Genomic DNA, 25,932 nt, shown 5'->3' with positions numbered 1-25,932 from the left:
CCGCGAACCGCGGGTCCCGGCCCATCCCCCCGAGGCCGGGACCCGCCTCTTTCTCTGCCCGGCCTTTCTCGCCCGGCGTTTCCTTGCCGGGCTTTCCTCGCCCGGCGAGGAACGCCGGGCGAAGGCGATCAGTCGGCGCTGACCGGAGGGGGAAGCGCCACCTGGATCCGGGTGGTGGCGCCCGCGGCGACGAACAGGCCGCGCCCGGTGGGCCCGCCCAGCGGCGCGTTGCGGGGCAGGCGGAGCCCGAACAGGTCGCCGTCGTCCGGCGAGTCCACCGACAGCAGGACGCCCGACCGGGAGCGCCGGGTGTCGGACAGGAAGCCCCGGTAGCCGCGGCCCAGATCGTCGGTGGTGCCGCCGATGACGACGGCGTGCTCCCCGTCGCGGGCGGTGCGCAGGACGGCGGTCAGGGCCTCGTCCAGCTCGGTCTCGTCCAGGAGTTCGGCGTCGTCCACGACCACGGTGTAGCGGTGCTCGTCTCCGATCGCGCGTTCCAGGTCGCCGGCGTCGGCGTCGGAGGTGAGCACGCCGAGCACGCCGGGCCGGCCCGCCAGCAGGCGGAGCGGGGAGCGGCGCGGCGTGACCAGGACGACCGGGACGAGCCCGCCGCCGACCGCGGGGTCGAGCAGCGACTGGACGATCGTCCGCAGCGTCGTCGAGCGGCCCGAGCGGGGCGGCCCGGCGACGGCGAACCCCGGGCCCTCGCCCAGCAGGTCGATCCCGACGGGCGCGAGCGTGTCGCCGCCGACGCCGACCAGCGCCCACAGCGCCGACGGGGCCAGGAACTCCGGGTCGAGCGACATCGCCTCCCGGTAGGTGACGCGGACGGGCAGCTCGTCCACGTGCAGAGGACCCCGGCGGCGCGGCAGCCGGCCGTAGCGGGACACGCAGGCGCGGGCGATCTCCTGGAGGGCCGCGACCTGGGACGCGCCGGACGCGTCGTCCCCGAGGAGCGCGATCTGCGACTCGCGGGGCGGTGCGCCTGGGCCGGCGGGCTCCAGGGCGCGGCCGGGCGGCATCTCGGCCGGGATCTGCCTGTCCTGCAGGCCGCCGTACCCGTAGTCGTTCGGGTCGGCCATGCGCAGGATGAGGCGGCGGTCGAAGACGGTGGAGACCTGGCCGCCGAGACCGGAGCGGTCTCCGGTGAAGACGGCGCGCAGGCCGGCCGCGGCGCCCTCGCGCAGCAGCCGGACGACCTGGTCCACGAGGCGTCCGTAGTCGTAGTGCTCGAACGCGCCGAGGAAGCCCTCCCAGCGGTCGAGGAGCAGGACCATCCACGGGAGGCGGTCGGTGGCGGCGACGGCGGCGCGCTGCTCGGCGAGCGAGGAGAACCCCGCCTCGGCGAGCACCTGCTGGCGGCGGGCGACCTCGGCGGTGAGCGCGGCGAGGAGCCGCTCGCAGCGGTCGAGCTGGTCACGGGTCACGACGGCGCCGCAGTGCGGCAGGGAGACCAGCGGGAGCAGCGCGTTCGCGCCGCAGTCGACGGCGTACACGTGCACGTCGTAGGGGGAGCAGGCGCCCGCGAGGGATCCCGCGATCGTGCGCAGCGCCGTGGATCGGCCCGACTGCGCGGACCCGGCGACGTAGAGGTGGCCGCCGGTCGCGAGGTCGAGCGTCAGCTCCTCGCGGGACTGGACGGCGGGCAGGTCCGTGACGCCGAACGGGACCGGTGGGACGTCCACGACGGAGCCGCCCGCGGCGATGCGGGGCGCCAGCGCGACCCGCTCGGGCAGTGGGCTCAGCCACGGCGACGGCTGCCGGGCGATCCCGGCGCGGCGGGCGGCCTCGTCGACCGCCTGGACGAGCACGCCGAGGTCGGTGGCGAGCACCGCGTCGTCGGCCGCCTCGCGCGGCGCGGGCAGCGGATGGCCGAGGCCCTGCCACGGCAGCGGGTGGACGGTCGGACCGCCGGACCCGGCTCCGGCGCCCGGGCGGCGGCCCCCGATCCGCGCCGACTGGACGGCCTGCGGCGACGACACCCCGGAGCGGACGTAGCAGCGCCCGGGCGTGGACTTGGAGATCTGCGCCGCGTCCGGGGAGTCCAGGACGTCGGCGGACTCGTCGGGGTCGGTGACGCGCAGCGCGATGCGCAGGTTGGTGTTGGCGCGGATGTCGGCGGTCACGACCCCGGCGGGACGCTGCGTGGCGAGGATCAGGTGGACGCCGAGGGAGCGGCCCCGGCGGCCGATGTCGACCAGGCCGGCGACGAAGTCGGGCAGCTCGGTGACCATGGCGGCGAACTCGTCGATGACGAGGACGAGCCGCGGCATGGCCGGCAGCCCCGGATCGGCCGGGCGCAGGTCGTCGTAGTCGTCGATGTCCTTGGCGCCCGCGCCGAGCAGGATCTCCTCGCGGCGGCGGAGCTCGGCGGCGAGCGACTCCAGGGCGCGCTCGGTGGCGTGGCCGTCCAGGTCGGTGACCATGCCGACGGTGTGGGGGAGGTTCGCGCAGTCCTTGAACGCCGCGCCGCCCTTGTAGTCGATGAGGACGAACGTCATCTCGTCGGGGCGGTTCGCCACGGCGAGCGAGGCGATGAGGGTCTGGAGCAGTTCCGACTTGCCCGCGCCCGTGGTCCCGGCGATGAGGCCGTGGGGGCCGTCCACGCGCAGGTCGATCTCGTAGCGGCCGCCCGAGGCGAGGCCGACGGGGACGCGGGTCGTGCGCCCGCCCGTCCTGCTCCACGACTGCAGGACGTGCTCGGCCGTGGGCTCCGGCATGTCGAGGACGTCCAGGAGCCGCACGTCGGCCGGGAGCGAGTCCTCGGCGTCCTCGCGGGAGACGTCCCGGACGGGGGCCAGCGCGCGCGCCACCCGGTCGGTCCAGGTCGCGGACACCTGGTCGGCCAGGACGGGGCCGAGGACGTCCAGGCCCTGCCCCTGGAGCAGCATCGTCGAGTGCCGCTGCGTGTCCCAGGCGGCGACGGCGCGGCACTCCTCGGGGAGCATCCGCTCCTCGTCGTCCACGCAGACGGCGTAGAGCCCGTACTCGGGGCCGCGCGACAGCAGCATCGGCATCCCGGGGATGCGGCGCAGCGCGCGGGCGCCGTCCAGGACGATCAGGATGTTGTACGGCGCGCCGTCGGCCGGCCGGGCGCCCTGCCCGAAGAACGACGACTCGGCCTGCGCTGCCCGCCGCCGCTCGGTCACCCGGATCGCCAGTTCGGTGACGCGGTGCGCCGCCGACTCGGGGTCGGTGCCGACGAGGGCCACGCAGTCCTCGCCCTCGCGCGGCGCGCAGTGCGGCAGCCAGCGCACCCAGTTCCACTCGTGCCCGGCGTTCTGGTCCGCGGACAGCACGACGATGGCCAGGTCGCGGGGGCTGTGCAGCGCGGCGGCCTGCGCGACCAGCCAGCGGGCCAGGGCGCGCGAGGCGTGCCGGGGCCCGGTCAGGCCGATGACGCCCAGCTCGGTGAGGGGCAGCACCACCGGGACCTGCCGGGCCTTCGGGATCCGGATCCCGTTCCCGCCGCGGGAGGACGGCTCCTCGGGCCCCGCCTGCTCGCCTCCGGGGCCGCCCGCCGCCTCGGTGTCCCCGGTCAGCTCGATGCGGGCGGGCAGGTCGGCGAGGCCCACCCGCAGGTGGAGGACGTCGGGGTCGTCGCGGCGGCGCTCCCACAGGCGGCGCCGCGGGCCCGTCGCGGTGAGCAGGACCTCGGCGGGGTCGGGGTGCAGCGCGCGGCGCTCGGCCTCGTCCTCGCGCCGCAGCCGCTCCAGCTCGCCGTCGAACTCGCCCGCCTTGCGGTGGTACTCCTTCAGCGACTTCTTGTAGGACTTGCGGCCGTGCATCCGGTCGCCGAGCCACTCGCCGAGCGTCATCACCGGCCAGGCCAGCGCGAACAGCGCCCACCACCACTGGCCGAGCCCGAACGCCATGGCGAGCCCGAACGCCGAGAACAGCAGCGCGCCGAAGAGCCGGAGCCGCTCGCGCGGGTTGCGCTCGGGACGCTTCGGGACCTCCAGCGTCCGCGCCCGCCGCGGCCGGTTCAGCCGCGGCGGCCGGTTGAACGCGAGGCCGCCCTCGGGCAGCGGCTCCAGATGGGTGTCGGGGGCGGCGCACGGCGCGAGGGCCAGCACGCTGGCCCCCACCGTCAGCAGCGCGCCCATCGGCCACGCCGTCTTCGCGCCGAGGGGCGTCCCGTCCAGCACGACCGCCCCCTGCATCGTCAGGGCGGACGCCTCGACCTGGACGGCCGCGCGCTCGACCGTGAGCCGCAGGGACCGGGCCGGGACGGACGGGTCGTCCAGCACCACGTCGACGTCGTGCCCGGACCCGATCGTGCAGACGCCGAGCCCCAGCCGGTGCACGGACCCGGCCGCGGGGCCGCCGACGACGCGCACCTCGACCAGCCCTGTCGGCTCGGTCAGCACGGTCGCGGCGGCGCCGCGCCGCTCGACCGCCACGACGGCGCCGTCCCGCAGCTCCTTCACCGCCAGCGCCTGCGGGTCCAGCATGCGGCCGTCCATCCAGAGGGCCTTGCGCGCGCCCCTGGACAGCAGCGCGTCCTTGGAGAAGCGCGGCGCGGGCACGGCGGGACGGCCGTCCAGCGTGGCGGCGAGCGTCTGGGCGACGCCGTCGACGGTGGCCTCGGAGTCGAGGTTCAGCACGACGTCGCGGGGGCCTCCACCGGTCAGTGCCGTGAACGAGATCCGCATCCGAGCCCTCCGACGTCCTCGGGACAACCGGGCCTAGCTTAATTACCCGCCCCCTCCGCCATCCGGGAAGCCGACACGACCGTCTTCAGGGCGTCGTCCAGCGGCGTCGGAGCCATCCCGAAAGTCGACTCGAACGCCGAAGAGTCCAGGATGTAGGGCTTGTCGAACTGGTACCGGGTCTCCCGCAACTCCCGGAGCATCGGCGAGAGGTACCCGGCCGCGTGGAAGACCGCGCGGGGCACCTCGCGGATGCGCGGCGCCGGCGCCCCCGCGATCTCGCACAGCCGCTCGCCGACCTCGACCGTGGACACCGCCGGGCCGGTGGGGACGTGCCAGGGCCGTCCCCAGGCGCGCTCGTCCGTCCCGGCGATGGCGAGGGCCTCCGCGACGTCCGGCAGGTACGTCCACGCGTGCGGGACGGACGGGTCGCTGAAGTACGGGACGCGCCTGCCCGCCAGCAGCGGCTTCACGAACCGCGACTCGCCGATGTACGCCTGGTCGGTGCTGCGCGGCCCGTAGTAGTCGGATCCGCGCAGCTCGGTGACCCTGGCGCGGCCCGCCTCGTGCGCGGCGAGGGCGTCCTTCCACATCTTCGCCCGCACCCGCCCCTTGGTGCCGGTCGCGGCGAGGGGCAGGTCCTCGGTCATCGGCCCGTCCACCGGCCCGTACCCGTACAGGCAGCTCAGCGTCACGAGGACGGCCCCGGTGTCCTCGGCGGCCCCGAGGAAGGACGCGGCCATCGGCGGCCAGTCCTGCGCCCACCGGTGGTACTGCGGGTTGACGCAGTTGTAGAGCGCGTCGGCCCCCTTGGCGATCCGGGTGAGGCGCTCCCGGTCGGCGACGTCCGCCGCGATCCGCTCGACCCCGTCCGGGCCCGACCCGGACCGCGTCACGACGGCCACGTCGAGCCCCCGCCCGGTCAGCAGTTCGGCGAGGTGCGTCCCGACCTGCCCGGCTCCGACGATCACGTGCTTGCCCATCATGCTCTCCTTGCGATTCAGTGCTCCGTTACGAGAGCAATGCTCTCCATAGAGAGCGGTGTTGTCAAGAGCAGTGCTCTCGCGACAGCTCGCCGCTCTTGGATGAGCGCGGCGCTCTGCTAGCCTCCGGGGAGACGGGCAGAGCGAGGGGGCGGCGGGAGACCGTCCCCGAGGAGGTGGGCATGGGCGCGGGGCAGACGGCGCGCGAACGGGTCCGGGCGGAGCTGGTCCGGGAGATCACCGAGATCGCGAGGCGGCAGCTCGCCACCGAGGGCGCCGCGGGGCTGTCGCTGCGCGCGGTCGCCCGCGAGATGGGCATGGTGTCGTCGGCGATCTACCGGTACTTCCCGAGCCGCGACGACCTGCTGACCGCGCTGATCATCGACGGATACAACGCGGTCGGCGAGGCCGTCGAGCGCGCCGACGCGAAGGCCGGAGCGGAACGCCACGGCGGACGCTGGCTCGCCGTGTGCAGGGCCGTCCGGGAGTGGGCCCTCGCGCACCCGCACGAGTACGCGCTGCTCTACGGGTCGCCGGTGCCCGGCTACAAGGCCCCGGAGGACACCGTCCCCGCCGCGTTGCGCGACACAGTCGTGATGTCCCGGATCGTCTCCGAGGCGCACGCGGCCGGCGCGCTCGACCCCGCCGGGCCCTGCCCGCCGCCCCCGCCCGCCATCGCCGAGGACATGGCCCGCGCACGCGCGATGCTCCCCATGGACGTCCCCGACGACGTCATGGCGCGGGCGTTCACCGCGTGGGCCGCTTTGTACGGGACCGTCAGCTTCGAATTGTTCGGCCAGTACAACAACGTGATCGAGGAACGGGCCGCCTATTTCGACCACACGATGACCCTGCTCGCACGCCTCGTCGGCCTGGAGCCGTGACCCGGCGGGGCTTCCGGACCGTCCGGGCCGGGGGTCAGTGACAGATGTGACTGGTGGTAAGTAGGCATGTGATCCGTGAATTCGCAGGTCATCGCCGTCTGCTCGGATATGGAGGCGCTTGGCTCCCGCGAATCCATTGACGCGGCCTCTCCACCCCCGCGAGCATGGATCGCTCGAAGACGCGGACTCCGGTGGGACGGGGCGCGTCAGGGCGGGAAGGAGCGCGTGGGCAGCGCGATGAAGGCCAACCAGTCGACCATCTCCGGCGGCGGCACGGCGGGCTCGTCCGGTGGGACGGGACTCGGACGGTCGGGGCTCGGCACCTCGGGCGGGCAGCGGCTCCCCGCGTCGTCGCGCGAGCGCAAACCGGCGCTCGCCGCGCTCGCGGTGCTGCTGATCCTCGGCGGCGCCCTCGCCAGCGCCTACCTCGTGATGGCCAGCGGCGAGCGGGTGTCGGCGATCCGGATCGCCCAGCCGGTCGCGGCCGGGCAGCGGATCCCGGCGAGCGCCCTCGAAGAGGTGCAGATCGGCGACACCGGCATCCAGTACCTCAAGTGGACCGAGCGGGCGAAGGTGAGCCGGTACTTCGCGGCCGTCCCGCTGGTCAAGGGCGCGCTGCTGACCAACTCCATGATCAGCCCGGCCGACGCGCCCGCCAGCGGGCGGCTCGTCGTCGGGCTCGCGCTCAAGCCGGGCCAGATGCCCTCCGGCGACGTCTCGCGCGGCGCGCACGTCACCCTGTTCGCGGTCGGCGGCGGGACGGGCGGCGGGCCGCGCGCCGGGACCGTCCTCGCGCGGGACGCGGTCGTGCTGAACGTCGGCGGCGGGGACGACGGCGGCCCGACGCGGCTGCGCTCGGAGCAGACGAGCGTCGACGTCGCCGTGCTCCCGGCGGACGCGGCGCGGGTGACGCAGGCGGCCTCGGCCGGGACGGTCGCGCTCGCGCTGATCCCGCCCGGTACGAACGTCTCGGTGCCGCCCGCGGCGCCCGAGGGGCCGGACGGCGGCGGCCCCGGCGTCCAGCCCGTCCCCGGAACCGGCACCCCGGGCCCAGGCACGGGCGGCGGTAACTGACGGTGGCACTCATCGCGCTCGCGGCCGACAAGGGGGCGCCGGGCGTCACGACCGCGGCGGTCGCGCTCGGCGCCGTGTGGCCGCGTCCCGTGCTGGTCGCCGAGTGCGACCAGGCGGGCGGCGACCTGGTCTACCGGCTGCCCTCCGCCCAGCCCGACGGCGACGCCGACGGCGGCACGCTCAACCCCTCGCGCGGGCTGCTCAGCCTCGCCGCCACGGCCCGCCGCGGGCTGCGCCCCGACCAGGTCGCCGAGCACTGCCAGCGGCTCGTCGGCGGCCTCGACGTGCTCGTCGGCGTCACCAACGCCGAGCAGGCGCAGGCGATGACGTGGCTGTGGGGGCCGCTCGGCCGGGCGTTCGCCGGCCTCGCCCCCGTCGACGTGATCGCCGACTGCGGGCGGCTCGGCGCGGCCAACCCGCTGGTCGACCTGATGCACGAGGCCGACCTCGTCGTCCTGCTCACCAGGGCCACCCTGGAGCAGGTCGCCCACCTGCGCGAGCGCGTCGCCGCGCTGACCGCGGAGCTGCGCGGCGGGCCGCCCGTCGGCGTGCTGGTGCTCGCCGACCCCCGCGACTTCCGCGGCTCCATCGCCGAGGTCGACCGGATCCTCGCGGGCGTGCGCGGCCGCGCCTCCGACGCCGCGCAGGGGCCCCCGCCCCCGGACGTCACCGTCCTCGGCGGCCTGGCCCTCGACCCGAAGGGCGCCGACCTGCTGTCCGGCAGCTGGGGCGGACGGCTGGACCGCTCGCTGCTCATCCGGTCGGCGCGCGAGGTCGCCGCCGACCTGACCGGGCGCCTGCCCGCCGCGCCCTCCGCCATGCCCCCTGCCGGGCACCCGGGGGCGCCGCCCGCGGGGAAGGCCGTCCCGTCCCCGCCGGGACGTCCCGAGCAGTCACCGCCACCGGGACCGCAGCCACCCCCGCAGCAGGCGCCCCACGTGCCCGCGGGCGGCGGGCCCGAGGAGGGGAGGCGCTAGATGGACCACGCTCTGGTCAAACGTCTCCGCCAGGAGGTCGGCGACCGGCTGGCCCGGCAGCGCAGGCTGGACGCCGCCAACGGGCTGCCGCCGATGTCCGGCGAGGACGAGCGCCAGTTCGCCCGCGCCCTGATCGGCCAGGTGCTGGAGGAGTACGCGCGCGGCGAGATCACCTCGGGGCGCCGGCCGCCGAACGCCGAAGAGGAGGAGGCCCTCGCCGCCGGCGTGCACGCGGCCCTGTTCGGCGTCGGCCGCCTCCAGCCTCTGCTGGAGGACCCCGAGGTCGAGAACATCGACATCAACGGCTGCGACCGCGTGTTCCTCGGCTACGCCGACGGCCGCGAGGCGATGGGCGAGCCCGTCGCCGAGAGCGACGAGGAACTGGTCGAGCTGATCCAGATCCTCGCCGCCTACAGCGGGCTGTCCTCGCGCCCGTTCGACACCGCGAACCCGCAGCTGGACCTGCGCCTCCCGGACGGCTCGCGGCTGTCGGCGGTGATGGACGTGACCGTCCGGCCCGCGCTGTCGATCCGCCGCGCCCGCCTCGGCAAGGTGTTCCTCGCCGACCTGGTCGGCAACGGCACGATCACGCAGGAGGTCGGGCACTTCTTCCGCGCCGCGGTGCACGCCCGCAAGAACATCATGATCGCGGGCGCGACCAACGCGGGGAAGACGACGCTGCTGCGCGCCGTCGCCAACGAGATCCCGCCGCACGAGCGGCTGATCACCGTCGAGCGCGCCCTCGAACTCGGCCTCGACGCGTTCCCCGAGCTGCACCCGAACTGCGTCGCGTTCGAGCAGCGGCTGCCGAACTCCGAGGGCCAGGGCGCGATCTCGATGGCCGAGCTGGTCCGCCGGTCGCTGCGGATGAACCCGTCCCGGGTGATCGTCGGTGAGGTGCTCGGCGACGAGATCGTCACGATGCTGAACGCGATGACGCAGGGCAACGACGGGTCGCTGTCGACGATCCACGCCAACTCCTCGGCGGAGGTGTTCAACCGCGTCGCCACGTACGCGATCCAGGCGGAGGAGCGGCTGCCGGTCGAGGCGACCCACATGCTGATCGCGGGCGCGATCGACTTCGTCGTGTTCATCGAGAAGCGCAACGAGTACGCCTCCGGCGGCCGGCTGCGCCGCTACGTGGCCAGCGTCCGGGAGGTCACCGGCGTGGACGGGCGCGTGCTGTCCTCGGAGATCTTCGCGCTCGGGCCGGCCGGATACGCCGTGCCCGCGGCCCCGATCGCGTGCATCGCCGACCTCGTCGACCACGGCTACGACCCGGCCGCCGGGGGTGCCTGGTGACGCGCGGGGGTGGTGGGTGATGTTCGCGCCGGACGTGATGCTCGCCGTCGTCACCGGCGCCGCGGTCGGCGGCGGCCTGCTGCTGCTGATCGTCGCGCTGCGCGGGCTGCCGCCGCGCCGCGGCCCCGCCCGCGGCCGCAGTCGCGAGGACCTGATCCGCACCCTCACCACCCGTACCGCCGTGGCCGTCATCGTCGGCACCGTCGTGCTGATCGTGACGCGCTGGCCGATCGCCGCCGCCGGCACCGGCGCGCTCGTCCTCGCCTGGAACGGCCTGGCGGGCGGCGCCGCCGAAGAGCGCAGGGGCATGGCGCGGCTGGAGGCCCTCGCCGCGTGGACGGAGTCGCTCCGCGACACCATCGCCGGCGCCGTCGGGCTGGAGCAGGCCATCCCCGCCTCGCAGCGCGCCGCCGCGCCCGCCCTCCAGCAGCCGCTGCGCAACCTCGTCGACCGGCTGCACACCCGCGTCCCGATGCCGGAGGCGCTGCGCCGGTTCGCCGACGACCTGGACGACCCGTCCGCCGACCTGGTGATCGCCGCCCTCATCCTGAACGCCAAGCTGCGCGGCCCCGGGCTGCGCGACATGCTCGGCGCCCTCGCGAACTCGGCCCGCGCCGAGCTGGACATGCGGCGCCGCGTGGAGGCCGATCGCCGCGCGACCCGGCGCAGCGTCCGGATCGTCGTCGCCGTCTCCGTCGGGACGGCCCTGGCGCTCGCCGTGTTCAACCACTCCTACGTGGAGCCGTACGACGACGTGCTCGGGCAGCTTGTCCTGTGCATCGTCGTCGCCCTGTACGGCGCCGCGTTCCTGTGGCTGCGCCGCCTGTCGCGGTACGAGATGCCCGGACGGTTCCTCAGCGAGCCGCGCGGGGCCGCCCAGCCCGGCGTGCCGGGCGAGGTGCCGAGCACCGTCGCGGGCTGGCAGGGCCGGACCGCCGAGGGCGGTGGCGCGACGTGAACGGCGCGATGATCGCCGGCGCCGTCGTCGGCTTCGGCCTGTACGTGCTCGTCCGGGCGCTGTTCCCGTCGCGTCCGGGCCTCGCCGCGCGGATGGCCGCGCTCGACGCCGCCCGCCGCCGCGACCTGGAGGAGCAGCGGGCCGGGACGGCCTCGCCGACGCTGGAGCGGGTCGGCGGGACGCGGGCGAAGATCGGACGGGAGCTGGCGCGGGTCTGCGAGGCGCGCGGCTGGCGGCTGCGGTCGGTCCGCGCCGACCTGGCGATCACCGAGCGGTCGCTGGAGGCGTTCCTCGCCACGAAGTTCCTGCTGCCCGCCGCGGCGCTGCTGTTCATCCCGCTGATCGTCGCCTACTTCACGCTGCTCGGGCTCGGCTCGTCCGTCGCCGTCCCGGTGTGGATCTGCGTGCTGTTCGCCGCCCTGTTCTTCTTCTTCCCCGACATGCAGCTCCGGCAGGAGGCGCAGTCGCGCCGGCAGGACTTCCGGCATGTCGTCGGCGCGTTCCTCGACCTGGTCTCGATGAACCTCGCGGGCGGCCGCGGCGTCCCCGAGGCGCTGATGACCGCCTCGAACGTCGGCGAGGGCTGGGCCATGCACCGCATCCGCGACGCCCTGTCCAACGCCCGCATCACCGGCCAGACCCCCTGGCAGGCGCTCGGCGGGCTGGGCGAGGAGGTCGACATCGCCGAGCTGCGCGACCTCGCCGGCGCGCTCGCGCTGGTGTCCGACGACGGGGCCCAGATCCGCAAGTCCCTCGCCGCCCGCGCCGCGTCGATGCGCAGCCGCGAGCTGTCGGACCTGGAGGGCAAGGCGGGCGAGCGCTCCCAGTCGATGCTCATCGCGCAGCTGTTCCTGTGCGCCGGCTTCCTGATCTTCCTCGCCTATCCGGCCCTGATGCGGGTGCTCGCCTCATGACCGCGATCCGTCCCCGCCGAACCACTCTGGAGGTGTCACGATGAGTCCGCTCAATCCCCTGAACGACCCGGCCGTCGTCTACTTGCGCGCCCTGCTCGGCACCCGGCTGGCGCGATTGCGAGACGAGGAGGAGCGGTGCCGCGGTGCGTCCGCGATCGAATGGGCGATCATCACCGCGATCCTCGCGCTGATCGCGATCACGATCGGGGCGGTGATCCAGAAGAAGATCCAGGACAAGGCCAACAGCATCAACACGGGCTGACCGCGGTGCGGCCCAGGGAACCCGGCGTCTCCTCCGACGCGGGTGCTTCGTCGATGGAGTGGGCGCTGCTCACTCCGGTCCTCATCCTGATGATGCTCGCCGCGGTGCAGTTCGCCATGGTCTTCCACGCGCGGCACGTCGCCCTCGCGGCGGCGCAGTCGGGCGCCCGCGTCGCGCGCACGTCCCCGGTCGGCGGCGGCTGGGAGGGCGCGGCGACCGCGAAGGCGTCCGGCAGCGTGCGCGAGATCGGGCCGAACCTGCTCGGCGGGCTCCAGGTCCGGGCGGGGGAGGAGAACGACGAGCGCTGGGTCGAGGTCAGCGGCGAGGCCGTCCAGGTCGTCCCGTTCATGAGGTTCCACGTGTCGCAGCGCTCGCAGGGCCCGATCGAGTGCTTCCGTCCCGACGTCGGTTCCGGGACGGCCTGCCAGCGGGGGGCCGGCTGATGAGGGTCCGCGTGCCGCGTCCCGCCGCCGACGGCGGTTCCATGTCCCTGGAGATGGTCCTCGTCACGCCCATCTTCGTCGCGTTCCTGCTGTTCCTCGCGGGCGCCGGGCGGATGGTGGACGCCAAGAGCCAGGTGGACGGCGCGGCCCGCGACGCCGCCCGCGCCGCGTCCATCGCCCGCAGCGCGGGAGCCGCGCAGAGCCTCGCCGCCGAAACGGCGTCCGCCGGGCTGCGCGGCACCGCCTGGTGCTCGGGCGGTCCCTCCGTGCAGACCGACGTGTCCCGCTGGGGGCCGGGCGGCAGCGTCGGCGTCACCATCACCTGCGACGTCGACCTCGGCGACCTCGCGTTCATCGGGCTGCCCGGCAGCAAGCGGCTCCAGGGCCACGCGATCGCGCCCGTCGACACCTTCACCTTCCGCGGGACCGACGGCGAGCAGCCGGAGGACGCGCCATGACGGGCCCACGCACCGCGCCGGGGGCGCGGGCCGCCGGCGACGGCCGTGACCGGGGCACGATCGCGATGTACACGGTGCTGTTCACCCCGGTCGTCATCCTGCTGGCCGGGCTCCTCGTGGACGGCGGCCTCGCCATCCACGCCCGGCAGCGCGCCGCGGACATGGCCGAGCAGGCCGCCCGCGCCGGGGCGAACCAGATCGACACCGACGTGCTGCGCCAGACCGGCGAACCCGTCCTCGACCCGGGCAGGGCCCGCGCGGCGGCGTGCGACCTGCTCGCCTCCTACAGCGACCAGGTGACCGGGTCGCAGTGCGACGCCGACGAGCAGGAGGTCGCCGTCAGCGTGCGGATCAGCGTACGGCCCCAGCTGCTCGGGATCATTCCGGGTTTCGGCGAGTTCCAGCTGACCTCCAGCGCGACCGCCCGCCCCGTTACGGGCGGACCGGGAGGAATCAACCCGTGAGCATCAGCGAGAACAGATCTACCATGAGGACGACGTCCAGGGACCGGAGAACGGCAGGGGCGCGATGGTGACGCAGCAGGGGCGCAGGACACCCGTCCGGGTGAGAAGGCAGCGCAGCGCGGGCGACGTACTGGCCGGGATCGGGGCGCTCGTCCTGCTCGCCGCGCTGATGGCCGGCGTCCCGTTCGCGCTGCTGACGATCTTCGGTTCGCCGCTGCCGGACCACGTGCCGTCGGCGTCCGACCTCACGCACAAAGTGGGACCGGGCTCGCTCATCGCGATCCTCGTGGTGCTGGTGTGGCTCGCCTGGATCCAGCTCGCGGCGTGCGTGGTCGTCGAGGTGTACGCGGGGATCCGCGGCGTCGGCGTCCCTGCCCGGGTGCCGCTCGCGGGCGGGACGCAGTCGCTCGTGCACCGGCTCGTCGTGGCCGCGCTGCTGCTGTTCACCGCCACCACAGCGATCATGCCGGCGCTCTCCGGCGGCGGGCTGTCCCAGCGCCCGCCCGTCGTGCAGATGCAGCCGCAGTCGCAGGAGTTCCACCACATCCCCGAGGCGCCGGAGCGTCCCGCCGCCGCCCCGGCCGCCGAGAACCTCGCCGCGCATCCGGCGGAGAAGGCGGCCACCACCAAGATCTACCGGGTGCACCCGCCGGAGGGCCGGCACCACGAGTCCCTGTGGGAGATCGCCGAGAAGTGCCTCGGCGAGGGCCGCCGGTACAACGAGATCTACTCCCTCAACAAGGGCCACATCCAGCCGGACGGGACGCGGCTGACGATCGCGAGCCTGATCCGTCCCGGCTGGATCCTGGAGATGCCCGCGGACGCCAAGCACGCGCAGGTCATCCCCACCAAGGACCTCCACGACTACTTCAAGCACGGGCACGCCGTCCCCGACGCGCCCGCCAGGCCGAGCCCGGCCCCGCCCACGGCGCCGAAGCCCACCCCGCCGGCGCAGCAGACGCCACCGCCGCAGCAGGCACCGCCGCAGCAGGCACCGCCGCAGCAGGCGCCGCCGTCCCATCAGGCGCCGCCCACGCATCAGCCGCCCACGCACGAGGCGCCGCCGACGCAGCCGCCCGCCTCCCAGGCTCCGCCGGCCGTCCCGCGGCCGTCGGCCCCGCAGACCCCGGCGCCGCAGCACACCGAGCCGAAGACGCCCGTGCCGGAGACGCCCGCGCCGGAGAAATCAGAGACCGCGCAGCCGCCCGCGCACGACGGCGGGGCGGAAAGGCCCACGGGCGAGACCGGCGGCACGTTCGACGTGAGCTGGCCGCACGGCCTCGCGGCGGCGTCGCTGCTCGCCGCCGGGCTGCTCGGCGCGCTCGGCCGGCGGCGCCGCACCCAGATGTGGAACCGCGCGTTCGGGCACATGATCGTCCGGCCGGAGGGGGCGGCCGCCGAGGCGGAGCGCGCGCTGCGGATCGGCGCCGACGACGACGCGGCGCGGCTGCTCGACCTCGGGCTGCGGCACATGTCCAAGTCGATGGCGGCGGGCGGGCGCGCCCTGCCGACCATCTACGGGGTGCACCTCGGACACGGCAGCCTCGACCTGTGGATCGCGCCCGCCGACCGGAACCCGCCTGCGCCCTGGCAGGCGTTCGACGACGGGCAGGTGTGGCGGCTGAGCGCCGACGCGCTGCCGGGCCTGGAGGCCTCCGACCTCGTCGACGTCCTCGCCCCCTACCCCGGCCTGGTCTCGATCGGCACCAACGACAACGGCCGCATCCTCGTCGACCTGGAGGCCGCGCACGGGCTGATCGCGCTGCGCGGGCCCGAGGACATCCGCCGCGCCGTGCTGTCGGCGGTCGCGCTGGAGCTGGCCACCAACCGCTGGTCCGACCACATGCGGATCACGCTCGTCGGGTTCGACGCCGAGCTCGGCGAGGGCCTGGCGGAGATCGCCCCGGACCGCGTCCGGTCCGTCCCGACGCTGGAGGACGCGCTGCCCGAGCTGGAGGGGCGCAGCGAGGAGGTGCGGCAGGCGCTCGCCGCGTCCGGCGTCGACTCGGTGCTCACCGGGCGCTGCCGCGGCGTGTTCGGCGAGGCGTGGATGCCGCACTACCTGATCATGGCTGACCAGCCTCCGGAGCGGGAGGCGGACCGGCTCGTCGCGCTGGCCCGAACCGGCACCCGGATGGCCGCCGGCTACCTCGTCCCCGGGGACGTGCAGGGCGCCACGTGGACGTGGGACGCCGACGCCGCCGGCCGCCTGCAGGCGGGCGTGCTCGGCTTCGACGTCGAGGCGCAGCTCGTCGGCGACGACGACTACCGCGGCGTGTTCGAGCTGTTCCGGACGGCCGCGCGGCTGGAGCCGGTGGAGCTGCCCGGCCTCGCCGGAGGCGAGGAGCCGCCGACCGCGCAGCAGTCGTCGGTGGAGGTCCGGCTGCTCGGCCCGATCGAGGTCGAGGCGCCGGGGCCGATGGACGAGTCCCGCCGCGAGCTGTGCACGGAGCTGCTGGTGTACCTCGCGGCGCACCCGGAGGGCGTCCACCCGACGGTGCTGTCCGGCGCGGTCTGGCCGCGCGGCGTCAGCACCGGGGTCCGCGACGCGTGCGTGGCCCGCGTGTCGGACTGGCTCGGCCGCGACGCCCGCGGCCGTCCCAACCTGTACTACGACGACCGCGGCCGGATCCGGCTCGGCTCCGAGGTGCGCGTCGACCTGAACGTGTTCCGCTGGCTGATCTGGCGGTCCGCGGCCGAGCCCGCGTCCGAGACCGCCTACATGGCCTACGCGCTGGACCTCGTCCGCGGCCCGCTCCTCGCCGACCGGCCGCGCGGGCGGTACGCCTGGCTCGCCGACCACGACCTGGAGTTCGAGGCGCCCGCGCGGGTCATCGACGTCGCGCACCGCCTCGTCGTGCTGCGGCTGGAGGAGGGCGACCCGCGCGGCGCGGTGAGCGCGGCCCGCGCCGGGCTGCGGCTCGCCCCCGAGGACGAGGGCCTGTGGCGCGACCTGCTCCGCGCCACCCACGCGACCGGCGACGTCGCGCAGGTCCAGGTGGCCGTGGACGAGCTGCGCGGCCGCGTCGGCCGGGATCCGCTGTTCGACGGGCTCCAGCCGGAGACGGAGGCGCTCGTCGAGGAGCTGCTCCCCGACTGGCACCACGTCGGTTCGCGCTAGCCGGTCCGCGCTAGCGGTACAGGCCGGTGCCGCCCAGCGAGTAACGGCCGGGCTGCGGATGCACGCACAGCCCCGCCGGGCGCCCGCCGACCCGGACGGACTGGACGACCCGCCCGGTCCGGGTCGAGACGGCGTAGACGAGCCCGGCGGGGTCGGCGAGCCACAGCGCCGTCCCGTCCGAGGACACCCCGCCCGGCGCCGGTGATCCGCCGCCGGGCAGCGGCCAGCGGGCCGTGACCCGCCGCGACCCGAACTCGACGGTGGTGACGGCGCCGCCGCCCACGACGAAGAGCCGGTGCGCGTCCCTGCTGATCGCCAGGCCCCGCGCGCCGTGCCCCGTCCGGACGAACCCCACCAGGGCGAACCGGCGGGCGTCCACCAGCCACACTCCGCCGCGGCGGGCGTCCGCGACGTAGAAGGCGGACCCGTCGGGGGAGAGCCGCAGGTCGCCGGGCCGGGCCCCGTCCGGCAGCCGGACCGTGCCGGTGACGGCGCGGCCCGCCAGGTCGACGCGGGCGAGCAGGCCGGCGGCGGTGCACGTGGCCACCAGGGACGCGCCGTCCGGGGTGAAGTCGGCGTGGCCGGCCGCGCACGGCAGGGGCGCCGACGCCCGCGGCGCCATGGTGCGCGGGTCGCGCAGGTCGATCCGGTCCGGACGGCGCGCCAGGACCAGCGCGTCGCGCCCGTCGGGGGAGAAGTAGAGCCTGGTCGGCGCGGTGACCCCGACCGCGCGGCCCCGCCTCCCGCTGCGCGGCCCGAGCGGGACGAGCAGGCCGTTCACGCGGTCGGTGGCCCACAGCCGCCGCAGATCCCACGACGGCGCCACCCCCGCCGCCGTCGCCCCGGTGTGGAACCGGCCGACGAGCCGGAGCCCGGCGGGGTCGAGGACGTCGATGTAAGGGCCGTTCGGCACGTACAGCCGCGGCGGCAGTCCGCGCGCCGTCGGCGCGAGCATCCCGGGGCCGGTGGCGGCGTAGACGCGTCCGCCCGCGGGCGCGACGGGCACCCCGCCCGGCGGCGCCGCCTCGGACGCGCGCGGAGCGGTGCCGCCCGGGTGCGCCGGCAGGTAGGGCGCCGGCCCGCCGAGCCCGACGACCGGGCCGTCCGGGGTGCCCTCCCCAGGCCGGTAGAAGGGGACGGGCGACTCGCATCCGGCCAGGCCGGTCAGCGCGAGGACCGCGGCGAGCGGCAGCGCGACGGCCCGTGATCGTCCCTGGTGAGGTTGCATGCGAAGGTCTCCCCCTGTCACGGCGGGGACCTTACCTAGGGACGACGCTCGGTATCCGGCTCATTGCCAAACGCGTTCCCCGCGGCGGCGGTAACGCGGTATCGGCTAGTCGGACTTGCCGATGCCTATGCCGAACTCGCGGTAGACGCGCTCCCAGAAGCCGTCCCGCAGCCAGGTGCGGGCCTCCTGGTAGGGGCGCAGCGAGCCGCCGAGCTCCTTCTCCGCCTCGATCAGCAGCTCCTTGTCGATGACGGGCGGCAGGATCGGGCCGGGCAGCAGGTCGCGGATGTTGTCCCGGCCCCGCTCGAAGATCCACTTCTGGGCGACGTGCTCGCCGATCTCCAGCATGTGGTCGCGGTCGGGGCCGAGCTTGCCGTCGGACGGCGCCGCCGTGGCGGAGTTCAGCGACGCGGCCACCGTGGCGGGCGTGACGGCGCCCGGCACCGGGACGGCCGCGCGGGCCGCCGCGGGCGTCGGCTTGACCGCCGGGGGGCGTCCCGCGAACACCTGCGACGGCGACGGGACGGGGCTGGAGCGCTGCGCGGCGGCCGCGGCGTCGCGGACCGCGGCGGCGGAGCCGGGCGCGGGCGCCGGCAGCACCTTGGCCTTGGTGAAGTACGGGCGCAGGAACTCGGCGGGCAGCACCTCGACCGTGTCGGACTCCCACACCAGCCACTCGGCCTGGTTGGAGCCGTGCGTCGGCTCCACGCCCCACAGGTGCACGCGGACGCCGTAGCGCTGCGCGGCCTCCACGGCGGGCAGCATGTCCTCGTCGCCGGCCAGCAGCACCGCGTCGGTGATCGCGCGGTGCCGGGCCAGGGCCTCCAGGTCGGCGCGCAGCTGGGCGTCAACGCCCTTCTGCTGTCCCTGCGCGTTCAGGTTGCCGAGGCGCAGCTTCACCAGCGGCAGGTTGGCGATCACGCGCTGGTCGACGGTCGGCTGGCGCTTCGGCGCGGCGTCGAACCAGTACACCCGGAGCAGTTCGCCGCGCCGCTGCTCGTCGGCGTGGTCGGTGAGCGCCTTGATCAGCTTCTCGGCGGCGACCCGGTACTCACGCCGCGAACCACAGCCGAGCAGCAGGGCCCCGGAGGCCGCGTAGAGGTATCCCGCGTCGACGAAGATCGCGTATCGCGCGGGCTGTGGGACGTACTCCGAGGTGGCCATGGCCTTCCACCCTATTCGTGCGGAGCGCCCCGCCGGGTGCGAACCACGGTTACATGTCGCGGGGCGCCCCGGCGAGGCCCGCGTCGGGCGTCAGCGCGGCAGGCCGCTCGCCTTCCACGCGCCCGGCCCCCGCGGCCTCGGCCCGCCCGCGAGGGTGGCGCGGACGAGCCGGGAGCGGTCGGCCCAGCGCGACGGCGCGGGCGGGGCCGCGCCGTCCCGGGACGCGGCGGCCGCCCTGGCGCGGGCGGTCAGCACGGCGACGAGCGCCGCGACCTCCTCCGGCCCCGGGTCGCCGCGGACGACCCGCAGGAACGGCTTGCTGTCGGCGGTCACGAGATCTCCCACCTTCCGGGCGTGTTCCCGCTAGAGCGGGATGTTCCCATGCTTCTTGGGCGGGAGCGTCTTGCGCTTCTCCCGCAGTGCCCGCAGCGCCCGCACCACCTGCCCGCGCGTCTCGGACGGCTTGATCACGTTGTCGATGTAGCCGCGCTCCGCCGCGATGTAGGGGTTGGCGAGCGCGTCCTCGTACTCGGTGATCAGCTCGGCGCGGCGTGCGTCGGAATCGTCCGCGGCGGCCAGCTCGCGCCGGTACAGGATGTTGACCGCGCCCTGCGCGCCCATCACGGCGATCTGCGCGGTCGGCCACGCCAGGTTGATGTCGGCCCCGAGGTGCTTGGACCCCATGACGTCGTAGGCGCCGCCGTAGGCCTTGCGGGTGATGACCGTGACGAGCGGGACGGTGGCCTCGGCGTAGGCGTACAGCAGCTTCGCGCCGCGCCGGATGATCCCGTTCCACTCCTGGTCGGTGCCGGGAAGGAAGCCGGGGACGTCCACGAAGGTCAGCACCGGGATGTTGAAGGCGTCGCACGTCCGGACGAACCGGGCGGCCTTCTCGGAGGCGTCGATGTCGAGCGTCCCGGCGAACTGCATCGGCTGGTTGGCGACGATGCCGACCGAGTGGCCCTCGACCCGGCCGAACCCGACGATGATGTTCGGCGCGTACAGCGCCTGGACCTCCAGGAACTCGCCGTCGTCCAGCACGTGCTCGATGGCGGTGTGCATGTCGTACGGCTGGTTCGGCGAGTCGGGGATGAGGGAGTCGAGCTCCGCGTCCACCTCGGAGGGGTCGACGGGCACGTCGAACGCGGGCGCGTCGGACAGGTTGTTCGACGGCAGGTACGACAGCAGCGCCTTGACGTACTCGATCGCGTCGTCCTCGTCCGACCCCTGGTAGTGGGCGACCCCGGAGCGCGCGTTGTGCGAGTGGGCGCCGCCGAGCTCCTCCATGGTCACCTCCTCGCCGGTGACCGTCTTGATGACGTCCGGCCCGGTGATGAACATGTGGGACGTCTGGTCCACCATGACGATGAAGTCGGTGATCGCGGGGGAGTACACGGCCCCGCCCGCGCACGGCCCCATGACCAGCGAGATCTGCGGGATGACGCCGGAGGCGTGCACGTTCCGCTTGAAGATCTCCGCGTACAGGCCGAGCGCGACCACGCCCTCCTGGATCCGCGCACCGCCGGAGTCGTTGATGCCGATCACCGGGCAGCCGGTCGTGACCGCGTGGTCCATGACCTTGCAGATCTTCTCGCCGAAGACCTCGCCGAGGGAGCCGCCGGAGACGGTGAAGTCCTGGCTGAAGACCGCGACGGGACGTCCGTCCACCGTGCCGTGCCCGGTGACGACGCCGTCGCCGTAGGGGCGGTTCTTCTCCATCCCGAAGTTGGTGGAGCGGTGCCGCGCCATCTCGTCGAACTCGACGAACGAGCCTGGGTCCAGGAGCGCGTCGATTCGCTCCCGGGCCGTCATCTTGCCCTTGGCGTGCTGCTTCTCCACGGCGCGCGCCGAGCCGGCGTGCACCGCCTCGTAGCGGCGCCGTTCCAGATCCGCGATCTTTCCCGCCGTGGTGTGGATGTCGTAGTCCACCGGGGGTTCAGGGGCTTCCGTCGCCATGCGCGCCAGGGTAACCGCCCGCTGATACCGCGCTCGCCGCCGGGGCCCGCTGACCGGGACGGACGCGGCTCGGGGGGAGGCGCGGCCCGGTGGGCAGGCGCCTCGCGGCCTCTCGTTACCCTTGGGCGGGTGGCTACGAAGACGCGAGACAACCTCCGGCAGGACATGCCCGAACCGCTGCGCCGCGACGTGCGGCTGCTCGGCGCCATGCTCGGCGACTCCCTCGTGGAGTACGGCGGCCAGGGGCTCCTGGACGACGTCGAACGGCTCCGCCACGCGGTGATCGCGGCCCGCCGCGGCGAGACGGGCGGGGACGAGGTCGCCGCCCTCGTCGACGCCTGGTCGCCGGAACGCGCCGGGCAGGTCGCCCGCGCGTTCACCGTGTACTTCCACCTGACGAACCTGGCCGAGGAGCACCACCGCATCCGGACGCTCCGGGAACGTGACACCGGCGGCGCCGTCGCCGGGTCGGTGGCCGCCGCGGTCGAGGAGATCCGCGCCGGGGGCGACGGCCGGCTCGACGCAGTCGTCGAGGGCCTGGAGTTCCGGCCGGTCTTCACCGCCCACCCCACCGAGGCCCGCCGCCGCGCGGTCGTCACCGCCATCCAGCGGATCAGCGACCTGCTGGCCCGGCTGAACGGCGACCCCGGCGCGAGCGAGCGCGAGGAGACCGAGCGCAGCCTCCGCGAGGAGATCGACCTGCTGTGGCGGACCGCGCTGCGCCGGGTCTCGCAGATGGACCCGCTGGACGAGGTCCGCACCGCGATGGCCGCGTTCGACGAGACGATCTTCCGGGTCGTGCCGCACGTCTACCGGTCCCTCGACCGCGCCCTGGAGGGCGACGCCGCCGGCGAGACCCTCGGCGCCCGCCCGCCGAAGGCCCGCCCGTACCTGCGGTTCGGCAGCTGGATCGGCGGCGACCGCGACGGCAACCCCCACGTCACCGCTCAGGTCACCCGGGACGCCGTCATGATCCAGGCGGACCACGTCCTGCGCGCCCTGGAGGCGGCGTGCGCCCGGATCGGCCGGGAGCTGACCGTCCACGAGTCGACCACCCCCGCGTCCGGCGACCTGCTGAACGCCCTCGCCGCCGCCCGCACCGCCCACCCACGGCTGGTCGGGGGGACGGCCAAGCGCTCGCCCGGCGAGCCGCACCGCCAGTTCCTCCTGCACGCCGCCGCCCGCATCTCCGCGACCCGCGAGCGCGACGCCGACCTCGCCTACTCCTCCCCGGAGGAGCTGCTCGCCGACCTGCGCACCGTCCAGGACTCCCTCGCCGCCGCGGGCGCCCCCCGGCAGGCCTACGGGCGCGTCCAGCAGCTCATCTGGCAGGTCGAGACGTTCGGCTTCCACCTCGCCGAGCTGGAGATCCGCCAGCACTCCGAGCTGCACGAGAAGGCCCTTGCGGAGGTCCGCTCGGGAGGCCCGCGCTCGGAGATGACCGAGGAGATCCTGGAGACGCTCCGGGTCATCGCCTGGATCCAGCAGCGGTTCGGCGTCCGCGCCTGCCACCGCTACATCGTGTCCTTCACCCGCTCCGCCGAGGACATCGCCAACGTGCACGCCCTCGCCGAGACCCTCGGCGGCGGCGCCCCCGTCCTGGACGTGATCCCGCTGTTCGAGACAGGCGAGGACCTGGAGCGCGCGCCGTCCGTCCTCGACGGGATGCTGGAGATCCCGGCCGTCCGGCGCCGCCTGGAGGACACCGGCCGCCGCCTGGAGGTCATGCTCGGCTACTCCGACTCCGCCAAGCAGCTCGGCCCGACCAGCGCCACCCTGCGGCTGTACGACACGCAGGAGGCCCTCGCCGCGTGGGCGGCCCGGGGCGGCGTCACGCTCACGCTGTTCCACGGCCGCGGCGGCTCCCTCGGCCGCGGCGGCGGGCCCGCCAACCGGGCGATCCTCGCGCAGGCGCCGGGCTCGGTCGGGGGCCGCTTCAAGGTCACCGAGCAGGGCGAGGTCATCTTCGCCCGCTACGGCCACGCCGAGATCGCCAAGCGGCACGTCGAGCAGGTCACCAGCGCCGTCCTGCTCGCCTCGACCGACGCCGTCCAGGACCGCGCCCGCGAGGCCGCCGCCCGCTTCCGCCCCCTCGCCGACAAGATCAGCGAGGCGGCCAGGGCCGCGTTCCGCGCCCTCATCGAGACCGAGGACTTCGCCGTCTGGTTCGCCCGGGTCAGCCCCCTGGAGGAGATCGCCCAGCTGCGCATCGGCTCCCGCCCCGCCCGCCGCAAGGCCGCCCGCGGCCTGGAGGACCTGCGCGCCATCCCGTGGGTGTTCGCCTGGACGCAGACCCGCGTCAACCTCCCCGGCTGGTACGGCCTCGGCAGCGGCCTCGCCGCCGTCTCCGACGACGGCCGCGACCTCGCCGAGCTCCGCGAGGCCTACGAGGCGTGGCCGCTGTTCAACACCCTCCTCGACAACGCCGAGATGAGCCTCGCCAAGTCCGACCGCGCGATCGCCGAGCGCTACCTGGCCCTCGGGGAGCGCCCCGAGCTCTCCGAGACCGTCCTGACCGAGTACGACCGCACCCGCCGCCTCGTCCTGGCGGTCACCGGCCACGACCGCCTCCTGGAGAACCGCAGGGTCCTCTCCCGCGCGGTCGAGCTCCGCAACCCCTACGTGGACGCCCTCTCCCACCTGCAGTTGCGGGCCCTGAAGGTGCTGCGCGCCGGCGTGCAGGACGACGCGGAGCGCGCCCACCTGGAGGAACTCCTCCTGCTGTCGGTCAACGGCGTCGCCGCCGGACTCCAGAACACGGGATGACGATGATCAGACCGGCCGCCCAGCCCGACCGCCCCCGCATCGAGGAGATCGTCGAGGCGGCCTACGCCCCCTGGGCCGAGATCATCGGCGCGCGCCCGATCCCCATGGACGCCGACTACACGACCCTGATCGCCGCCGGCCAGGTCTTCGTGACCGACTCCGGGGACGGCCTGATCGTCCTGATCCCCGAGGACGGCACCCTCCTGATCGAGAACGTGGCCGTGGACCCGGCCCGCCACGGCCAGGGCGTGGGCCGCACCCTCCTGGCCTTCGCCGAAGACCACGCCCGCGCTCTGTCCCTACCAAGCCTGCGCCTCTACACCAACGAGCTGATGACCCCCAACATCGCCCTCTACGAGCGCCTCGGCTACCAGGAGACGACCCGCGAGGACATAGGCGGCCGCAACGTCGTCCACATGGCCAAAGACCTCGCCCCGAACCCGGCTGAGAGCCCCTAGCGCTCTGGGACGTGCCGCGCCCCGACGCTCTTGGAGGGAACCAGAGCCGGGGCGCGGGTCGCCCGGCTCGTGACGGGGGTTCCAGGGGGTCGCCCCCTGGGAAAAGGCGTCTAGCCGCCCCAGTTGGGTTTGCGCTTTTCGTTGAAGGCGGCGATTCCTTCGCGTCGGTCGGCGGAGAAGGCGGCCGTGCGCCAGGCGTTCTCTTCGAGGTCAAGGGCGGCGTCCAGGGTGGTGCCGCCGCCCAGGCGCATGGCGCGCTTGGCGGCGCGGACGGCGGTGGGGGAGTTGCGGGCGATCACCTGGGCGATGCCGAGGGCCTCCTCGCGGGCGGTGCCCGCGGGGACGCGGCGGTCGGCGAGGCCGTAGGCGAGGGCCTCCTCGATGCCGAGGCGGCGGCCGGTGAAGACCAGGTCGGCGGCCCGGCCGGGGCCGAGGCGGCGCAGGGCGAGCTGGGTTCCGCCGCCGCCGGGCACGAGGCCGACGCTCACCTCGGGGAGGCCGAACACGGCCGACTCGTCTGCGACGATCATGTCGGCGGACAGCGCGAACTCGCAGCCGCCGCCGAGGGCGTAGCCGTGCACGGCCGCGACGACCGGCTGCGGGAGGTTCAGGACGCCGCCGAACGCGGCGCGGAAGACGGGGCGCTGCGCGAGGATCTCCTCGTCGGTCATCGCGTTGCGCTCCTTGAGGTCGGCGCCCACGCAGAACGCCTTCTCCCCGGCGGCGCTGAGGACCACCGCGCGGACCACCGCGTCCGCCGCGATCTCGGCGTACGCGTCCGCGAGGCGCCGGGCCATCGCGGTCGACAGGGCGTTGAGGGCCTCGGGGCGGTCCAGCACGATCTCCGCGACGTGCCCGTCGCGCCGCAGCGTCACACCATCCATAGGGGGCACCCTAACGAGCGCGGCCGCCGCGGCCGGACGCCGGTCCCAAGATCGAATTCGTCATGGGGTTGGATTGGTGGTGTGAGCGCATCACGGTATGGGGATCTCGGCCGGCCGCCGTTGCACGAGGCGGCGCTGCGGCGCGCGCTCGTGCGGGAGGGCGGGCTGTGGCGGGACGTCCGCGTGGTGGAGGAGACCGGATCCACCAACGCCGACCTCGCGGAGCGGGCGCGGGAGGGCGCACCGGAGGGGACCGTGCTGGTCACCGAGCTGCAGACGGCGGGCCGCGGGCGGCTCGGGCGGACCTGGACGGCGCCGCCGCGGTCGGGGCTGATGTTCTCGATGCTGCTGCGCCCTCGGCTGCCGGTGGCGCGGTTCGCCTGGGCGTCGTTGCTGACGGGCGTCGCGGTCGCCACCGCCCTCCGGCGGATGACCGCCTGGTCGCAGGCGGGGGAGGGGTTCCTCGGCGACGGCGGCGGCGACGGCGGCGACGAGGCCGGTGACGCCGCGGTGGACGTGCGCCTCAAGTGGCCGAACGACGTGCTGGTCGGGGACCGCAAGCTCGCCGGGATCCTCGCCGAGATGGTCGACGACGGGCTCGTGGTGGGGGTGGGGCTGAACGTGGGGCTGCGCGAGGAGGAGCTGCCGGTGCCGACCGCGACGTCCCTCGCGATCGAGGGCGCGCCGCACAGCGACCGGGCGCCGCTGCTGCGCGCGATCCTGCGCGAGTTCGGCACCTGGTACCAGGAGTGGACGGCGCTCGGCGGTGATCCGGAGACCAGCGGGCTGCGCACCGCGTACCGGGACTTGTGCTCGACCCTCGGCCGCGAGGTGCGGGTGGAGATGCCCGGCGGCGAGCGGCTGACCGGGACGGCGCGGGACGTGGACGAGGCGGGGCGGCTCGTGGTGGCCGGACCGGACGGCGACACGGCGGTCAGTGCGGGCGATGTGGTGCACGTCCGATGAACGGGACAGGACGATCCG

At 74.9% G+C, this 25,932-nt stretch carries 21 protein-coding genes; 14 read left to right on the top strand and 7 right to left on the bottom strand.

Translation table 11 applies throughout. The features are described 5' to 3' along the window. Positions 1-128: 128 nt before the first annotated feature. Both AB0H37_RS39830 and AB0H37_RS39825 read right to left on the bottom strand, forming a co-directional pair. Positions 129-4,655: an FtsK/SpoIIIE domain-containing protein gene (locus AB0H37_RS39830; RefSeq protein ID WP_360617815.1), complete on the bottom strand. Its 4,527-nt coding sequence runs from the start codon at positions 4,653-4,655 to the stop codon at positions 129-131. A 38-nt stretch (positions 4,656-4,693) separates the two neighbouring features. Then, positions 4,694-5,638, bottom strand: coding sequence for an NAD-dependent epimerase/dehydratase family protein (locus AB0H37_RS39825; protein ID WP_360617813.1), 945 nt, complete (start codon positions 5,636-5,638; stop codon positions 4,694-4,696). A gap of 179 nt (positions 5,639-5,817) precedes the next feature. Between AB0H37_RS39825 and AB0H37_RS39820 the strand changes: the two genes are divergently transcribed. The 11 genes from AB0H37_RS39820 to AB0H37_RS39770 all read left to right on the top strand — a co-directional run bounded on the left by AB0H37_RS39820 (position 5,818) and on the right by AB0H37_RS39770 (position 16,492). Further along, on the top strand, positions 5,818-6,519 hold the full coding sequence (locus tag AB0H37_RS39820; RefSeq protein WP_360617812.1) for a TetR/AcrR family transcriptional regulator: 702 nt from the start codon (positions 5,818-5,820) through the stop codon (positions 6,517-6,519). Between the two features lie 225 nt (positions 6,520-6,744). Further along, complete coding sequence (locus AB0H37_RS39815; RefSeq protein WP_329085572.1) at positions 6,745-7,593, top strand: hypothetical protein; 849 nt, start codon at positions 6,745-6,747, stop codon at positions 7,591-7,593. Positions 7,594-7,595: 2 nt separating this feature from the next. Further along, on the top strand, positions 7,596-8,570 hold the full coding sequence (locus tag AB0H37_RS39810; protein WP_360617810.1) for a hypothetical protein: 975 nt from the start codon (positions 7,596-7,598) through the stop codon (positions 8,568-8,570). After that, on the top strand, positions 8,571-9,872 hold the full coding sequence (locus tag AB0H37_RS39805; RefSeq protein WP_329085576.1) for an ATPase, T2SS/T4P/T4SS family: 1,302 nt from the start codon (positions 8,571-8,573) through the stop codon (positions 9,870-9,872). Between the two features lie 19 nt (positions 9,873-9,891). After that, positions 9,892-10,830: a type II secretion system F family protein gene (locus tag AB0H37_RS39800; protein WP_360617808.1), complete on the top strand. Its 939-nt coding sequence runs from the start codon at positions 9,892-9,894 to the stop codon at positions 10,828-10,830. Then, positions 10,827-11,744 carry a type II secretion system F family protein gene (locus AB0H37_RS39795; protein WP_179837536.1) on the top strand — a complete coding sequence of 306 codons (918 nt, stop codon included), beginning with the start codon at positions 10,827-10,829 and terminating at the stop codon, positions 11,742-11,744. The genes AB0H37_RS39800 and AB0H37_RS39795 overlap by 4 nt, the downstream gene beginning before the upstream one ends. Positions 11,745-11,784: 40 nt before the next feature. Continuing rightward, positions 11,785-12,006 (top strand): hypothetical protein, encoded by a 222-nt coding sequence (locus AB0H37_RS39790; protein ID WP_089314798.1) that lies wholly within the window; start codon positions 11,785-11,787, stop codon positions 12,004-12,006. 53 nt (positions 12,007-12,059) lie between these two features. Then, positions 12,060-12,449: a TadE family protein gene (locus AB0H37_RS39785; protein ID WP_229810746.1), complete on the top strand. Its 390-nt coding sequence runs from the start codon at positions 12,060-12,062 to the stop codon at positions 12,447-12,449. Further along, on the top strand, positions 12,449-12,907 hold the full coding sequence (locus AB0H37_RS39780) for a TadE family protein (RefSeq protein WP_360617806.1): 459 nt from the start codon (positions 12,449-12,451) through the stop codon (positions 12,905-12,907). Before AB0H37_RS39785 ends, AB0H37_RS39780 begins: the two co-directional genes overlap by 1 nt. Then, on the top strand, positions 12,904-13,371 hold the full coding sequence (locus AB0H37_RS39775; RefSeq protein ID WP_229810744.1) for a TadE family protein: 468 nt from the start codon (positions 12,904-12,906) through the stop codon (positions 13,369-13,371). The genes AB0H37_RS39780 and AB0H37_RS39775 overlap by 4 nt, the downstream gene beginning before the upstream one ends. 64 nt (positions 13,372-13,435) lie before the next feature. Next, the gene (locus AB0H37_RS39770) at positions 13,436-16,492 is read left to right on the top strand and encodes a BTAD domain-containing putative transcriptional regulator (RefSeq protein ID WP_360617805.1); all 3,057 of its coding nucleotides are present in this window, start codon (positions 13,436-13,438) and stop codon (positions 16,490-16,492) included. A gap of 10 nt (positions 16,493-16,502) precedes the next feature. Here AB0H37_RS39770 and AB0H37_RS39765 read toward each other — a convergent pair whose 3' ends face one another. The 4 genes from AB0H37_RS39765 to AB0H37_RS39750 form a co-directional block, all read right to left on the bottom strand. After that, a complete protein-coding gene (locus AB0H37_RS39765) occupies positions 16,503-17,720 on the bottom strand; it encodes a hypothetical protein (RefSeq protein WP_360617803.1) in 1,218 nt (405 codons plus the stop codon). A gap of 105 nt (positions 17,721-17,825) precedes the next feature. Further along, a complete protein-coding gene (locus tag AB0H37_RS39760; RefSeq protein WP_329085589.1) occupies positions 17,826-18,884 on the bottom strand; it encodes an NYN domain-containing protein in 1,059 nt (352 codons plus the stop codon). 90 nt (positions 18,885-18,974) lie between these two features. Beyond that, a complete protein-coding gene (locus tag AB0H37_RS39755) occupies positions 18,975-19,217 on the bottom strand; it encodes an acyl-CoA carboxylase subunit epsilon (RefSeq protein ID WP_329085592.1) in 243 nt (80 codons plus the stop codon). A 30-nt stretch (positions 19,218-19,247) separates the two neighbouring features. Next, positions 19,248-20,840, bottom strand: coding sequence for an acyl-CoA carboxylase subunit beta (locus AB0H37_RS39750; RefSeq protein WP_179837530.1), 1,593 nt, complete (start codon positions 20,838-20,840; stop codon positions 19,248-19,250). A gap of 165 nt (positions 20,841-21,005) precedes the next feature. Between AB0H37_RS39750 and AB0H37_RS39745 the strand changes: the two genes are divergently transcribed. Both AB0H37_RS39745 and AB0H37_RS39740 read left to right on the top strand, forming a co-directional pair. Then, the gene (locus AB0H37_RS39745; RefSeq protein ID WP_360617826.1) at positions 21,006-23,606 is read left to right on the top strand and encodes a phosphoenolpyruvate carboxylase; all 2,601 of its coding nucleotides are present in this window, start codon (positions 21,006-21,008) and stop codon (positions 23,604-23,606) included. Further along, positions 23,603-24,064: a GNAT family N-acetyltransferase gene (locus AB0H37_RS39740; protein ID WP_360617800.1), complete on the top strand. Its 462-nt coding sequence runs from the start codon at positions 23,603-23,605 to the stop codon at positions 24,062-24,064. Before AB0H37_RS39745 ends, AB0H37_RS39740 begins: the two co-directional genes overlap by 4 nt. 110 nt (positions 24,065-24,174) lie before the next feature. Here AB0H37_RS39740 and AB0H37_RS39735 read toward each other — a convergent pair whose 3' ends face one another. Further along, positions 24,175-24,948: an enoyl-CoA hydratase-related protein gene (locus tag AB0H37_RS39735; protein WP_360617799.1), complete on the bottom strand. Its 774-nt coding sequence runs from the start codon at positions 24,946-24,948 to the stop codon at positions 24,175-24,177. 81 nt (positions 24,949-25,029) lie between these two features. On the opposite strand from AB0H37_RS39735, the gene AB0H37_RS39730 reads away from it, so the two are divergent. Beyond that, a complete protein-coding gene (locus tag AB0H37_RS39730; protein WP_329085600.1) occupies positions 25,030-25,914 on the top strand; it encodes a biotin--[acetyl-CoA-carboxylase] ligase in 885 nt (294 codons plus the stop codon). Positions 25,915-25,932 lie beyond the last annotated feature (18 nt).

It is taken from the genome of Actinomadura sp. NPDC023710 (assembly GCF_040639875.1).
Taxonomy (GTDB): domain Bacteria; phylum Actinomycetota; class Actinomycetes; order Streptosporangiales; family Streptosporangiaceae; genus Spirillospora; species Spirillospora citrea.
Note: the sequence above shows the minus strand (reverse complement) of the source record. Positions and strands in the feature narration are given on the sequence as shown.

Excerpts from the sequence above, each read along its gene's own strand:
- AB0H37_RS39830 (WP_360617815.1), bottom strand. The coding sequence starts at position 4,655 with ATGCGGATCTCGTTCACGGCACTGACCGGTGGAGGCCCCCGCGACGTC.
- AB0H37_RS39825 (WP_360617813.1), bottom strand. The coding sequence starts at position 5,638 with ATGATGGGCAAGCACGTGATCGTCGGAGCCGGGCAGGTCGGGACGCAC.
- AB0H37_RS39820 (WP_360617812.1), top strand. The coding sequence starts at position 5,818 with ATGGGCGCGGGGCAGACGGCGCGCGAACGGGTCCGGGCGGAGCTGGTC.
- AB0H37_RS39805 (WP_329085576.1), top strand. The coding sequence starts at position 8,571 with ATGGACCACGCTCTGGTCAAACGTCTCCGCCAGGAGGTCGGCGACCGG.
- AB0H37_RS39800 (WP_360617808.1), top strand. The coding sequence starts at position 9,892 with ATGTTCGCGCCGGACGTGATGCTCGCCGTCGTCACCGGCGCCGCGGTC.
- AB0H37_RS39790 (WP_089314798.1), top strand. The coding sequence starts at position 11,785 with ATGAGTCCGCTCAATCCCCTGAACGACCCGGCCGTCGTCTACTTGCGC.
- AB0H37_RS39785 (WP_229810746.1), top strand. The coding sequence starts at position 12,060 with ATGGAGTGGGCGCTGCTCACTCCGGTCCTCATCCTGATGATGCTCGCC.
- AB0H37_RS39780 (WP_360617806.1), top strand. The coding sequence starts at position 12,449 with ATGAGGGTCCGCGTGCCGCGTCCCGCCGCCGACGGCGGTTCCATGTCC.
- AB0H37_RS39775 (WP_229810744.1), top strand. The coding sequence starts at position 12,904 with ATGACGGGCCCACGCACCGCGCCGGGGGCGCGGGCCGCCGGCGACGGC.
- AB0H37_RS39770 (WP_360617805.1), top strand. The coding sequence starts at position 13,436 with ATGGTGACGCAGCAGGGGCGCAGGACACCCGTCCGGGTGAGAAGGCAG.
- AB0H37_RS39765 (WP_360617803.1), bottom strand. The coding sequence starts at position 17,720 with ATGCAACCTCACCAGGGACGATCACGGGCCGTCGCGCTGCCGCTCGCC.
- AB0H37_RS39760 (WP_329085589.1), bottom strand. The coding sequence starts at position 18,884 with ATGGCCACCTCGGAGTACGTCCCACAGCCCGCGCGATACGCGATCTTC.
- AB0H37_RS39750 (WP_179837530.1), bottom strand. The coding sequence starts at position 20,840 with ATGGCGACGGAAGCCCCTGAACCCCCGGTGGACTACGACATCCACACC.
- AB0H37_RS39745 (WP_360617826.1), top strand. The coding sequence starts at position 21,006 with ATGCCCGAACCGCTGCGCCGCGACGTGCGGCTGCTCGGCGCCATGCTC.
- AB0H37_RS39740 (WP_360617800.1), top strand. The coding sequence starts at position 23,603 with ATGACGATGATCAGACCGGCCGCCCAGCCCGACCGCCCCCGCATCGAG.
- AB0H37_RS39735 (WP_360617799.1), bottom strand. The coding sequence starts at position 24,948 with ATGGATGGTGTGACGCTGCGGCGCGACGGGCACGTCGCGGAGATCGTG.